Below are 12727 nucleotides of genomic sequence, written 5' to 3' on the forward strand. Positions count from 1 at the left end.
TTGACCGAGCATTCTGCACAGTTTCGCCCGCAATGCTTGCGCAGATCGCTTAACGGAGGATGCTGGGTGATACAGGACACACATCGTTGCTCGCGGGACACAATCCCACGGCGATAACGGTGTACCCGGTGTTTCGAGGAGGCGATACCCATGCCCGAAAAGAACACCTACCCGGTGCAGCTGATCCAGCCCGACGGCCACCGCGTATTCGATCGTGTGCACGCCCCACTGGTGGCTGATGTCGGCCGTGACGAACTGCGCGCCATGTACACCGATATGGTCGTGGCCCGCCGGATCGACACCGAGGCGACCGCACTGCAGCGGCAGGGCCAGTTGGGATTGTGGCCGCCGCTGCTCGGCCAGGAGGCGGCGCAGGTCGGCTCGGCGCACGCCCTGCACTCCGACGATTATGTGTTCTGCTCCTACCGCGAGGCCGCTGTCGCCTACTGCCGCGGCATACCCCCGGAGAATATGACCCGGCTCTGGCGCGGCGTCGCCCATTCCTGCTGGGACGCAGACGCTTACAAGATGACCAATCCGGCGATCGTGGTCGGCTCGCAAGGACTACACGCCACCGGATACGCCTACGCCGCCCATCTGGAGGGCGCGGAGATCGCCACTATCGCCTACTTCGGCGACGGCGCGACCAGTCAGGGCGATATCTCCGAGGCGCTCGGCTTCGCGGCCTCCTGGAGTGCGCCGGTGGTGTTCTTCTGCCAGAACAATGGATGGGCCATCAGCGCGCCGACGCGGGTGCAGAGCGCCACCCCGATCGCGCGCCGGGCCATCGGCTACGGCATTCCCGGGGTGCAGGTGGACGGCAATGACGCGCTCGCGGTCTTGGCCGTCACCCGGCAGGCGCTCATTCGCGCCCGCTCCGGCGGCGGGCCGTCGTTCATCGAGGCCATCACCTATCGGATGGGCCCGCACACCACCGCCGACGATCCCACCCGCTATCGCGACGCCGCCGAACTGGAGCTGTGGCAGCGGCGTGATCCCATCGATCGGCTGCATCGGCTGCTGGAGCGGGAGGGGCTGTGGGACAGCGACTTCGAGCAGCAGGTGAAACAGCGCGGTGACGAGATCGCCGCCCGGCTGCGCAGCGCCACGCTGACCATGCCCGATCCGGAGCCCATGGAACTGTTCGAGCACGTCTACGCCACTCCGCACCGACTCGTCGAGCAGGAGCGCCGGGAGTACGCCGCCTATCTGGAGGGAGTCCGGCCATGAAGACGACATTCGCGGGCGCGATCAATTTCGGTATGCGGCGCGCTCTGGAGGACGATCCCAAAGTCATTCTGATGGGCGAGGACATCGGCCGGCTCGGTGGGGTCTTCCGGGTCACCGATACGCTGCAGAAGGATTTCGGCAACCGCCGCGTCATGGACACGCCGCTGGCCGAATCCGGAATCATCGGAACGGCTTTCGGAATGGCACTGCGCGGACTGCGGCCGGTGTGTGAAATCCAGTTCGACGGATTCGTGTATCCGGCGTTCGATCAGATTGTCTGCCAGGTGGCGAAGATCCACTATCGAACCAAGGGAAAAGTGGTCGCGCCCATCACCATTCGTATTCCGTTCGGCGGTGGCATCGGATCGGTGGAGCATCACTCCGAATCTCCGGAAGCGTATTTCGCACATACGGCGGGGCTGCGCGTGGTATCGCCGAGCAATCCGGCGGATGCGTATCTCATGATCCGGCAGGCGGTCGCGCTGGATGATCCGGTCATCTTCTTCGAACCGAAGCGGCGGTACTGGGACAAAGCCGACATCGATTTCGAGCAGCTCGACCGGGACGGCGGGCTCGCGCTGGACCAGGCCCGGGTCTGCACCAGCGGTGAAGATGCCACCGTCGTCGCGTACGGCGGTACCGTCGCCACCGCATTGACGGCCGCCGATATTGCGGCGAGCGAAGGGCATTCGCTGGAGGTGATCGATCTGCGCAGTCTTTCGCCGATCGATTTCGACACCATCGAAACTTCGGTAATGAAGACCGGTCGGTTGATTATTGTGCACGAGGCGCCGGTATTCGGCGGACTCGGCGCCGAGATCGCGGCCCGCATCACCGAACGCTGCTTCTACCAATTGGAAGCGCCGGTACTGCGCGTCGGCGGCTTCGACATCCCCTATCCCCCGGCTAAACTCGAACGGCACCACCTGCCCGACCCCGACCGCATTCTCGCCGCGGTCGATCGCACGCTCGCCGCCTAACGGTCACATGCCTTCGGAGGAAGCTCGGTGGAACAGCAGCAGCAAGTAATGGAATTTCAATTGCCCGACCTCGGTGAGGGATTGGCCGATGCCGAATTGGTGTCGTGGCAGGTGCAGGTCGGCGATACGGTGGAATTGAACCAGGTCATCGCCGAGGTCGAGACCGCGAAAGCTCAGGTGGCACTGCCGAGCCCATTCGCGGGGACCGTGCTGGCGCTACTCGCGCGGCCCGGAGATACGGTACTGGTGGGCGCACCGCTCATTCGCATCGGGACCGCTGCGGAGGCGCCGGCCGAACGGCAGGCGGTGCTGGTGGGGTACGGGCCCGACAGCGAACCGGTTTCGCGGCGCGCCCGGGCGGCCGCCGCCCCCGCCGCGGGGACGAGAAGCGGTGCACCGGTGGGTGACTCGATGGGCCGGCCCGCCGCCACCCCCGGCGCGCGCAAGCTGGCCCGCGAGATCGGCGTCGATCTGACGGCCGTTGCCGGAAGCGGCCCGGAAGGCGCGGTCACCCTGAACGATCTGCACGGCGCGCGGCCGGATGCCCGTGCGGCCGATGTCATTCCGATCCACACCGCCCCGCCGGTGACACCCATGGGTTCGGTGGCGAGCACTGCCCGCCCGGTGCCCGCCGAGCGCGAAACCCGCACGCCCATCGCCGGAATCCGCAAGCGCACGGCAGCGGCCATGGTGGCGAGCGCCCAGCACATTCCACAGGCCAGCACCTTCGTGACCACCGATTTCACCGGTTCCATGGAGCTGCTGGATCACCTGCGGGCGACACCCACCTTCGCGGGGCTGACGCTCACACCGCTGGCTCTGGTCGCCAAGGCGACACTGGTTGCGCTGAGCGAATTCCCGGACCTCAATGCCGCCTGGGACGAGGCGAATCAGGAGATCGTCACCAAGCACTATGTGAATCTCGGCATCGCAGTCGCCACCGAACGCGGACTGATGGTGCCGAACCTGAAGGACGCGCACTCGCACAGCCTGCGCGCTCTCTCCCAGGAGATCAGCGATGTCGCGCAACTGGCGCGCAGCGGCGGCGCCACCCCCGCCGAACTCACCGGCGGCACCTTCACCATCACCAATGTCGGCGTCTTCGGCGTGGATACCGGTGTCCCACTGGTGAATCCAGGCGAAGCGGCCATCCTCTGCCTCGGCTCCATCCGCAAACGCCCCTGGGTACACCGCGACGAACTGGCAGTCCGCTGGGTCACCACCCTCGGCCTCAGCTTCGACCACCGCCTCATCGACGGCGAACAAGGCTCCCGCTTCCTCGCCAGCATCGCCGCCCTCCTGGAAGACCCCCTAACCCTCCTCGGCCGCGTCTGACCACCCACACCGAACAGCCCGTGTCACTACCCCACAGCACTTATCGGGGCTGCACGATGCAGACACGGGCTGTTCCGTCGATACGACACCCTGCCAGCCCAGCTCACCCTCGACCGCGTGCAGCGCTCCGACGAAACAGCCCGCGTCCCTATCGAACAGCCCTCATCCACGCTGTGCGACGCAGATACGGGCTGTTCCGTCGATACGCATCCTCGCGAACCCGCTCACCCTCCTCAGCCGCGTAAAGCACTCCGACGAAACAGCGCTTGTCGCCGTCGAACAGCTTCCATTGGGGCTGCGCGACGGAGACACGGGCTGTTCGGTCGAAACGGCGTCCTGGCGGACCCGCTGACCCTCCTCAGCCGCGTGTAGCACGCGACGGAACAGCCCGTGTCCCTATGGAACAGCCTCTATTGGGGCTGCGCGACGGAGACACGGGCTGTGCGGTCGAAACGGCGTCCTGGCGGGCCCGCGCACCCGCGACGTGTAGTACTCCGACGGAACAGCCTGTGTCGCTGTTGAGCAGCACATATCGGGGCTGCGCGACGGAGATATGGGCTGTGCGGTCGGTGGGGGGTCAGTGGCCTTCGGCGGCGGCTGCTACTACGAGAAGTTCTGCGGCGTCGCGGATTACGTCGGGGATGGGGACTGGTTTGCGGGTTTCGTCGTCTACGTAGACGTGGACGAAGGTGCCGGTGGCGGCTAGTTGGAGGGAGTCGCCCGCATCGCGGAAGATGGCGAGGTCGTAGCTGATGCTGGAATTGCCAAGGCGGGCAATGCGGATGCCGACCAGCAGCTGGTCGGGGAAGCTGATCGAGCCGATGAAGGTGCAGGACGTCTTGGCCACCACGCCGATGGCGGGTAGGTCGCGGATATCGGTGCCCGTCGCGTGGATGAGCCACGCGTTCACGGCGGTATCGAAATAGCTGTAATACGTCACGTTGTTCACGTGACCGTAGTGGTCGTTGTCCGCCCAGCGCGTCGGCACCGGCCAGAGCACCGGGTAATCCTGCTGCTGTGTCATATTCGCCCTCCGCTTCGCTCCGGGCGGTTCGCGGCCCCGAAGTCTCGTTCTTCCCTCCCTCCGCTCCTCCGCTTCGCTCCCCCGCTCCGCTCAGTCCAGAACGAGACGGGCCGCGAACTTTGGGTGGATGGTCTCGGGCGTGAACTTTAGTCTGCTGCCCTCAGGCTGGTATCTCGACTAAGCCGTGCGCTGGTCGGGGGTATTGCGGTGGTCCCGGGGGCTGATGCCGTGATGGCGTTTGAAGGCGGTGCTGAGGGCGAAGGCGCTGCCGTAGCCGACACGGTGCGCGATGGACTCCAGGGTGGCGTCCGATTCGTGCAGCAGATCGGCGGCCAGGGCCAGTCGCCAGTCGGTCAGGAAGGACATCGGGGGTTCGCCTACGAGTTCGGTGAAGCGGCGGGCGAGGGCGGCGCGGGAGACGCCCACCTCGGCGGCCAGCGAGGCGACGGTCCAGGGGTGCGCGGGGTTGTGCTGGATGAGGCGAAGGGCCTTGCCTACCAGGGGATCGCTGTACGCGTGGTACCAGGCGGGGGCGTCGGCGCGGGCGAACCACGCGCGCAGGGTGGCGATCAGCAGCAGATCCAGGAGGCGATCGAGCATGGCGCTCTGGGCGGGCAGCTCCTTGGCGGACTCGTCGACGAGCAGATCCAGGACGCGCGAATCGATTTCGCCGCGAGTGAGCACCGCGATGGGCGGGAGGGCCCGGAGCAGGCGGCGGCTGGCGGCGGACTCCTGCTCATAGGTGCCGGTTATCAACACGGTCTGCGCGTCGGCGCTGGTACCCCAATTGCGGACGCCCAGACTCAGGGTCTCGCAGAGCACTTCGCCGTCGGGGGTGGTGGTGATCTGACCGGGATGAATGATGGCCTGCGGGCCGGTGCCCGGGTCGTCGGCGATGGTGTAGTGATCGGGGCCGCGGAAGACGGCGATATCGCCCTCGTGCACCTGCCGCGCCGGAATCGGCTTGCCGCCCTTGGGGTCCGGCACGATCCAGCCGTCGCCGCGGACCACAGCCACCAGGGTCAGCGGCGCCTCGTCCTGAATGCGCAGCGACCAGGGCGGATCGAACGAGGAACGCATGACGAAGGCCGCCCGCGCGCGTGGTCCTTCGAGCAGGCTGGCCAGAACATCCATGCGTAGACGATGGCAAATGCCCGCGCGCTTCTCAACCATGTTTACGCTCACGGATTCTCGGTGTACTTGTCTCATGACGAACACAGAGCTTGCGAACAGCGAAAACACCGTTCTGGTCCTCGGCGGAACCGGTAAAACCGGCAGCCGGGTGGGGGCCCGTTTGACCGCCCTCGGCGTCCCGGTGCGATCGGGTTCCCGCACGGCGGCAATCCCCTTCGACTGGACCGACCGCGCCACCTGGGGACCGGCACTGGCCGGAATCGACGCCGTCTACCTCGCTTATCAGCCGGATCTGGCGGTGCCCGGGGCCGACGCCGATATCAAGGCTTTCAGCGCCCTCGCCGTCGAGGCGGGCGTGCGGCGACTGGTGCTGCTGTCCGGGCGCGGGGAGCCCGAGGCGCTGGAATGCGAAGCGATCGTGCGGGATTCGGGTCTGGAGTGGACCGTGGTGCGGTGCGCCTTCTTCGCGCAGAACTTCAGCGAGGGCGCATTCGCGGACTACATCCTGGCGGGCGAGGTGGCACTGCCCTCCGGAGAGGTGCCCGAACCGTTCGTGGATGCCGATGACATCGCCGATGTAGCGGTAGCGGCCCTGACCGGTGCCGGGCATACCGGGCAGGTGTACGAACTCACCGGGCCGCGGGCGCTGACCTTCGCCGAGGCGGCTGCCGAGATCGGGCAGGCGATCGGGCGTGAGATCGCGTTCGTGCCGCTGTCGCGCACGGATTTCATTGCGGCGCTGACCTCTTACGGTGTGCCCGCCGACGAGGTGAGCCTGCTGGACTACCTGTTCGGCACGGTGCTGGACGGGCGCAATTCGCAGCTTTCCGACGGGGTGTTCCGCGCTCTGGGCCGCGCGCCCCGGGACTTCGCCGAGTATGCCCGCGACGTGGCGGTTTCCGGTGTCTGGTCGGTCACAGCGCAGGCTTAACCTGTCGGTGCCCGGGCATACACTGGAGTACGAAACAGATTGCAGTACAGAAGTTTCGGATCACAGCCGGGAGCGTCGACGGGGCCGCGAAGGTTGTGGGTGCAGGGGAGCTGCCGGCTCGGCCGGTAGCGTCGTACCAATGGTCGCTGCGACGCCCGCTCCTCCTATCCGAACCGCGCGTATCGCACTGTTCGCGGTGTTCGGCCTGAACGGGATGCTCTCGGCGCTCTGGATCGTGCACATTCCGGCCGTCACCCAGCGGGCGGGGGTGTCGCACAGCGCCCTGGGAGTGCTCATCCTGCTCATGGCGGGCTGCGCCATTGTCGGCATGCAGGCCGCCGGGCCGCTCGCCGACCGGCTCGGCAGTCGCACCCTGACCGCCACCGCCGCGACCATCCTGTCGGTGGCGCTCATCGGCCCCGGCCTGGCCACCTCGCCTGGGACACTGGCAATCGCCCTGGCCGCCTTCGGCTTCGGCAACGGCATGCTCGATGTCTCGATGAACGCCCAGGCCGTCCACATCGAGCGCGCCTACCCCCGCCCCATCATGTCGGCCTTCCACGCCTGCTTCTCCCTGGGCGGCCTGCTCGGCTCCCTCGCCGGCGCCGCCACCCAGCGCGCCCACTGGAACATCCACACCACCCTCCTCCTCTCCGCCGCGCTCGGCCTCACCCTCGTAGCGCTCTGCACGCCCCGACTACTCCCGCACCAGCCCACGCCGACGACCCGCACGCCCCCGGATCGAGACCCGCAGACCGCTGAAAGTGGCACTCCGCAGCAGAGATTCAGCGCGCAAGCGACAGCCGGCGCCCACGACACCTACGACGCACCGGCCGAGAGTGGGCAACAGCGGATCGGTGAGCACAACAATCTCGGGGCGACAGGTGCAAGCAGCGAATCAGAGGTCCCCGCTGCGCCGGACCGACGAGCGTTGCGCCACAGCACCGAGGGGCTGGCGGCCGAGCGGCGTGCCGCCACGGGCACGACACGGAAGGTGTTGGTGCTGGGGGCTATTGCGTTTGCGGTATTGATGGCGGAGGGGGTGGCGGCGGATTGGAGTGCGTTGCAGTTGCGAGATCGGCTGGGCGTGGAGGTGGGGACCGCGGCGCTGGCCTATGGGGCGTTTTCTACGACTATGACGGCGGGGCGGTTGGTGGCGGATCGGGTGAGTGGGCGGTTCGGGCGGGTGGCGGTGGTGCGATGGGGGACGGTGCTGGGGGCGGGCGGGTTCGGGTTGATCGCGATATCGGGGTGGCTGCCGCTGACGCTGGCGGGGTGGGCGCTGTGCGGGATCGGATTGTCCGGTGCGGTGCCGCAGGTGTTCACGGCCGCGGGGAATTTGGGGTCGGCGAATTCGGCGACGGATATGTCGCGGGTGTTCGGGCTCGGATATGTGGGGCTGCTGGCCGGGCCGGCGATCATCGGGTGGCTCACCACGGTGGTGCCGCTCACGACCGCGATGGTGGTGCCGCTGATCGCGCTGCTGTTATGCGCCTGGGGCGCTCGCGTCGTCGGCACGCACTAGGCGGCGTTCGCGCGCGGCCGCACCGAAGTCGCCGATGGTTTCGGCGTGGTCCAGGAAGTCGTCGACCATGCGGTGGTTGAGCACGGCCAGGGCCTTCAGATCCTCGGTACTCCAGTCGGCCAGAGCCTCCTGCATCCAGTCGCGCTGCACCTCGCGAATGACATCCACGGCCTGGCGACCGGTGGCGGTCGGGCGGACGAGTTGGGCGCGGCCGTCGACCGGGTCGGCGACACGCTCGATGTACCCCGCTTTTTCGAGGCGCTGGATCTGCCGGCTCACGTGTGGCGCTTCCACATCGAGGCGGACGGCGAGCTCGCCGAGGCGCATGGGCTCCCCGTCGTCGCAGAGCACGCGCAGTAGCGGCACGCTGGCGCGATCCATGGAAACGCCGCACTTGATCATGGCGCGATCGTGGCGGCGCACCCGGGTGAGCAGGTAGGCGACGCGGGCGAGCGCGCCTTCGAGTTCGACTATGTGAGCTGAGTCGACTCGGGGGACGGAGGTGGATTCCGGCGGCGGCATGTGGTTATCTTACGAGACACATTTACTTAATTTTGGTAAGTAATCTGAAGGATTGCCAAACATGACTACGACCGCTGTCGGTCCGGTCGCCGGAACCCCCACCGACGGCCATTCGAAGACTCATCTGGCCCTCACCCTGCTGGCGCTCAGCGCCGCCGGACTGGTCGTATCACTGCAGCAGACCGTGGTCATTCCGCTGCTGCCGCACATGATGGTGCAGCTGGGCACCGATGCCGCGGGCATCCAGTGGCTGTTCACCGCCGCCCTGCTCAGTGGCGCGGTCGCCACCCCGTTGCTCTCCCGCTTCGGCGATATGTACGGCAAGAAGCGCATGGTGCTGATCGCCATGGGCCTGCTCATTCTCGGCTCGGTGGTCTGCGCGTTCGCCACCTCGCTGGGCGTCTACATCATCGGCCGCGCGCTGCAGGGCACCGCCTCGGCCATGATCCCGCTCGCCATCGGCATTCTGCGCGATACCTTCCCGCCGGAGAAGATGGTCACCGCCATCGGCGTCGTCTCCGGCACCATGGGCGTCGGCGGCACCGTCGGCATGCTCATGACCGGTGTCATCGCCGACCACACCACCAACCCGCACCCGGTCTTCTGGGTCACCGCGGCACTCGGTGTGCTCGCCGCCGTCCTGATTCAGTTCACCGCCAAGGACACCGGCGTCCGGCACGGCGGCTCCCCCGACTACGTGGGCGCGGCGCTGCTGGCCGGTCTGCTGATCACGCTGCTGCTGGCCATCAGCGAGGGCGCGCGCTGGCACTGGACCTCCCCCAGCGTGCTGGGCCTGTTCGGCGCGGCCATCGTGCTGACCGTGATCTGGGTGTTCGTGGAGCTGAAGGTGACCCAGCCGCTGGTGCGACTACAGCTGCTGGTCGGCCCGAAATCGCTGACCGCCAACCTGATTTCGCTGCTGCTCGGCGCCGCACTGTTCGGATCCTTCACGCTGGTCTCCAATTTCGTGCAGACCCCGGCCGACAAGGTCGGCTACGGCCTGTCCGGTTCGGTGCTGGCCGTCGGCCTCTACGGCATCCCCAGCGCACTGCTGATGACGCTGTTCTCCTTCCGCACCGGCAAGATCGCCGCCCGCATCGGCGCGGCCTACACGCTCGCCATCGGCTCGGCCTTCGCCGCCGCGTCCATGCTGTGGACGGCCGGGTTCCACGAGCACGGCTGGCAGATGGTGGTCACGAATGTGCTGCAGGGCACCGGCTTCGGTATCGGTTACGCCGCACTCGGCACGCTGGCCGTCATGCATGTGCCGATGAGCGAGAGCGGTATCGCCTCCGGCATCAACTCGCTGGTGCGTACCGCGGGCGGCAGTATCGCGGGCGCGGTCACCGGGTCGATCCTCACCTCGCAGGTCATCGCGCACAGTCATGTGCCGACGCTGCACGCCTACGTGCTGTCCTTCACCATCCTCGGCATTGCCGCCCTGCTGGCCGCGATCGTCGCGGTGGTGCACGGCCTGCGGCACGGAGCCGAGTAGCCCGGTAGCACAATCGAATCCGAAAGAGCCGGTCGATGCCCGTCGACCGGCTCTTTCTATGTCAGCACCTCGGTGCGGTCACCGTCGACGACGACCACGTGATCGTCGGTCAGTGCCCAGTGCGGAACTCCCGCGGTGAGGTAGTCGCGCACCAGCTTCCGGGAATGCCCGTCCGGATCGGTGGGCGAATCCAGATGCGGGACGATGCGGCGATTCACCAATCCCAGTCCGTCCCAGCGCGGTTCGATACCGCAGGCGGTGCGCACCTCGGCCGGATCATCCGTCGATTCCAGACCGTGCAGGTCAGGTGTCATGACGCAGGCGCCGGCGCTGTATCCGGCGTAGACCAGCGCGTCTGCCGCGAGCAGCCGGGTCAGCACGACATCCGCTCCGCTGCGCGCGAATTGGGCGCGCAGCACGAAGGTATTGCCGCCGCGCACCCACACCATCGGATACTCGGACAGGGTCTGCTCCAGTTCGGCGGTCCGGCCGATGTAATCCCGCAGGTCGACCACCTCCGGCTGGAAACCCGAGCGGCGCAGCGGAAAAAGATCACTGGTGACCGCGCTCTGCCAGGCCGACGGCCAGGCATCACAGGCATTCGCGATGACCGCGACCCGGCCCGGCTCCCCCACCAGGGCGAGCAGCCGATCGGTGTGCGCGCCGAAACGATAGCTGGACAGGAACAGTCGCACGGGGTCTCAGATGGTGAACGTGAGGCCGCGAACCAGGCGATTGCCCAGCTCGATATCACCGGCGAGGGTGAATTCCCCCATGTGCGCATCGGCCTTCGTGCGGCCGCCGCGCAGCCGCGCGAACAGGCCGGAGCTCAGGGTGAGAACGACATCGGCGGGGCCGTCGAGGTTTTCGACCGGGTTGGCCCGGCTGCCGACCACCGCGATGTGCAGGGTCCGCACCACCGGCCCGGTGATCTCGAAGGTGATACGCGCGCCGTCCTGCGCCCCGCCGCCCTTGACCACCGCGCGGCCGATACCGAAAACCAGCTCGGTGAAAGCTGTTTCGGCTCGCAACCCACCTTCGTCGATCCGCACGCCGAGTCCGTCGGCGATATCGAGCCCGTGCATCCAGCAGTCGAACAGGCGAATCCGCATGAACCGGCCGTAGGGCGTCATGCCGACCGGAGACGGCACATTCTCGGCCCACTGCCCGGGGGCGAGTTCGGCGAGCTGCTTCAGCCGCCGCGTGGTCACCTCGTGGAAGTGCGCCAGCAGCTGGGCTCCGGAGAGCGGCCGCAGCGACCGGATCCACTTCTCGTTGAGCGCACCGATCTCATTGTGAATGTGCTCCCCCGCCACCTCGATATCCGGCACCGGCTCCCCGGCCAGCAGCGATTCGGTACCGATCACGTGCGCGAGCACATCGAAGACGGTCCAGCCCGGCAGCGCCGAGGGGGTACGCCAGCCGTCCTCGTCCAGTCCTCCCACTAGACGGGTGAGGGTGTCCCACTGGTCGGACAGGGCTGTCGTGATGACGGTCCGGTCCGGCACCGTGTCGGTCATGCGGTGGTTTCCTTTTCCTCGTCGGCGAGCCGGACCAGGCCGGCCCGGATGGCAGCGGCGGTCCGGTCCGGGTCGTGCGCCCGGCGCAGGACGAAACCCTTCGCGAAAGTTAGGGTGTCGCCCTTCCAACGCGGGACCACGTGCAGATGAACGTGATGCACGGTCTGGAATGCGGCCTTGCCGTCATTGAGCACCAGGTTGGCCCCGTCCGCGCCGAGATCGCTGCGGCGCACGGCCTTTGCCAGGCGGTGGCCGAAGGTGAAGAGCCGCGCGCCCAGCGCGGGGTCCAGCTCGTCCAGATCGGTCGCGTGCGATTTGGGAATCACCAGGGTGTGGCCCCGGGTTATGGGCCGTATGTCCAGAAACGCCAGGAGGACGTCGTCCTCGAAGATCTTGGTCGCGGGTGCGTCGCCCCCCACGATCCGGCAGAAGATGCAGCCGCTCACCTTGCAGACATTACGGCGTAAAGGTGACCCGCGACACCCCTCTCAACATTGGGTTGTCCGATTTTGTCGCCACCCCGTGTGACGCCCATCTCCGCTACGCTCACCGGCGACCGGGTACAGTTGCGAGAATTCTCACGAACTTACCCAAAAGTAAGTTCGGCCCACCGTTGGACCGGTGACACGGCCCATCACGAAGTACTCAGGTGGCCTGGGCTCACCACGAGAAGGAAGTTTGACAAGTGGACACAACGCAGAGCGCACAGACGGCTGCGCCCCGCGGTGCACGTGTCGGCGTGGTTCGGGAGACGAACCCCGACGAACGACGTGTCGCATTGGTGCCGAAGATCATTCCATCCCTGCTCGAGCGGGGTGTGGAGGTGATCGTCGAGGCCGGCGCCGGGCTGGGCGCACTCATTCCCGACGAGGCCTACACCGCGGCCGGCGCGAGGATCGGTGACCCCTGGGACACGGACGTCGTCGTCAAGGTGGCGCCGCCCAATGACGCCGAGATCGCCAAGCTTTCGAGCGGGCAGACACTGATCGGCTTCCTCGCACCGCGCAATGCCGACACCAAGATCGGCGCGC

12 protein-coding genes and 1 pseudogene are annotated in these 12727 nt (G+C 67.2%); 7 read left to right on the top strand and 6 right to left on the bottom strand.

The window, feature by feature from the left end:
• Positions 1-150: 150 nt before the first annotated feature.
• From pdhA to JWN03_RS25005, 3 genes are read left to right on the top strand one after another with little or no spacing between them, the layout of a single operon-like run.
• A complete protein-coding gene (gene pdhA / locus JWN03_RS24995) occupies positions 151-1230 on the top strand; it encodes a pyruvate dehydrogenase (acetyl-transferring) E1 component subunit alpha (protein ID WP_297619744.1) in 1080 nt (359 codons plus the stop codon).
• On the top strand, positions 1227-2210 hold the full coding sequence (locus JWN03_RS25000) for an alpha-ketoacid dehydrogenase subunit beta (RefSeq protein ID WP_297619747.1): 984 nt from the start codon (positions 1227-1229) through the stop codon (positions 2208-2210). Before pdhA ends, JWN03_RS25000 begins: the two co-directional genes overlap by 4 nt.
• A 48-nt stretch (positions 2211-2258) precedes the next feature.
• Positions 2259-3545, top strand: coding sequence for a dihydrolipoamide acetyltransferase family protein (locus tag JWN03_RS25005; protein ID WP_297619783.1), 1287 nt, complete (start codon positions 2259-2261; stop codon positions 3543-3545).
• Positions 3546-4122: 577 nt separating this feature from the next.
• On the opposite strand, the gene JWN03_RS25010 is transcribed toward JWN03_RS25005, so the two are convergent.
• Positions 4123-4569, bottom strand: a complete 447-nt coding sequence (locus tag JWN03_RS25010; protein ID WP_297619749.1) for an acyl-CoA thioesterase — start codon at positions 4567-4569, stop codon at positions 4123-4125.
• Between the two features lie 177 nt (positions 4570-4746).
• On the bottom strand, positions 4747-5703 hold the full coding sequence (locus JWN03_RS25015; protein ID WP_297619752.1) for an AraC family transcriptional regulator: 957 nt from the start codon (positions 5701-5703) through the stop codon (positions 4747-4749).
• Between the two features lie 73 nt (positions 5704-5776).
• Between JWN03_RS25015 and JWN03_RS25020 the strand changes: the two genes are divergently transcribed.
• Positions 5777-6634: an NAD(P)H-binding protein gene (locus tag JWN03_RS25020; protein WP_297619756.1), complete on the top strand. Its 858-nt coding sequence runs from the start codon at positions 5777-5779 to the stop codon at positions 6632-6634.
• A gap of 139 nt (positions 6635-6773) precedes the next feature.
• Positions 6774-8159, top strand: coding sequence for an MFS transporter (locus tag JWN03_RS25025; RefSeq protein WP_297619759.1), 1386 nt, complete (start codon positions 6774-6776; stop codon positions 8157-8159).
• Here the strand turns inward: JWN03_RS25025 and JWN03_RS25030 are convergent.
• Positions 8121-8681: a MarR family winged helix-turn-helix transcriptional regulator gene (locus JWN03_RS25030; RefSeq protein ID WP_297619762.1), complete on the bottom strand. Its 561-nt coding sequence runs from the start codon at positions 8679-8681 to the stop codon at positions 8121-8123. The genes JWN03_RS25025 and JWN03_RS25030 overlap by 39 nt on opposite strands.
• A 61-nt stretch (positions 8682-8742) precedes the next feature.
• Here JWN03_RS25030 and JWN03_RS25035 point away from each other — a divergent pair, with 61 nt between their 5' ends.
• Entirely contained in the window at positions 8743-10176 is a 1434-nt protein-coding gene (locus JWN03_RS25035) for an MFS transporter (protein ID WP_297619765.1), read from the top strand.
• Between the two features lie 56 nt (positions 10177-10232).
• On the opposite strand, the gene JWN03_RS25040 is transcribed toward JWN03_RS25035, so the two are convergent.
• Genes JWN03_RS25040 through JWN03_RS25050 form a run of 3 tightly spaced genes read right to left on the bottom strand, consistent with a single transcriptional unit; the run spans position 10233 to position 12142 of the window.
• Positions 10233-10871 (bottom strand): Type 1 glutamine amidotransferase-like domain-containing protein, encoded by a 639-nt coding sequence (locus tag JWN03_RS25040; protein WP_297619768.1) that lies wholly within the window; start codon positions 10869-10871, stop codon positions 10233-10235.
• A gap of 6 nt (positions 10872-10877) precedes the next feature.
• The gene (locus tag JWN03_RS25045; RefSeq protein WP_297619771.1) at positions 10878-11696 is read right to left on the bottom strand and encodes a maleylpyruvate isomerase family mycothiol-dependent enzyme; all 819 of its coding nucleotides are present in this window, start codon (positions 11694-11696) and stop codon (positions 10878-10880) included.
• A complete protein-coding gene (locus tag JWN03_RS25050) occupies positions 11693-12142 on the bottom strand; it encodes an HIT family protein (protein ID WP_297619774.1) in 450 nt (149 codons plus the stop codon). Before JWN03_RS25050 ends, JWN03_RS25045 begins: the two co-directional genes overlap by 4 nt.
• A 239-nt stretch (positions 12143-12381) precedes the next feature.
• Between JWN03_RS25050 and JWN03_RS25055 the strand changes: the two are divergent.
• A pseudogene (locus JWN03_RS25055) lies at positions 12382-12727 on the top strand (NAD(P)(+) transhydrogenase (Re/Si-specific) subunit alpha); the annotation flags it as partial.

This window comes from Nocardia sp. (assembly GCF_025465275.1).
Classification (GTDB): Bacteria; Actinomycetota; Actinomycetes; order Mycobacteriales; family Mycobacteriaceae; genus Nocardia.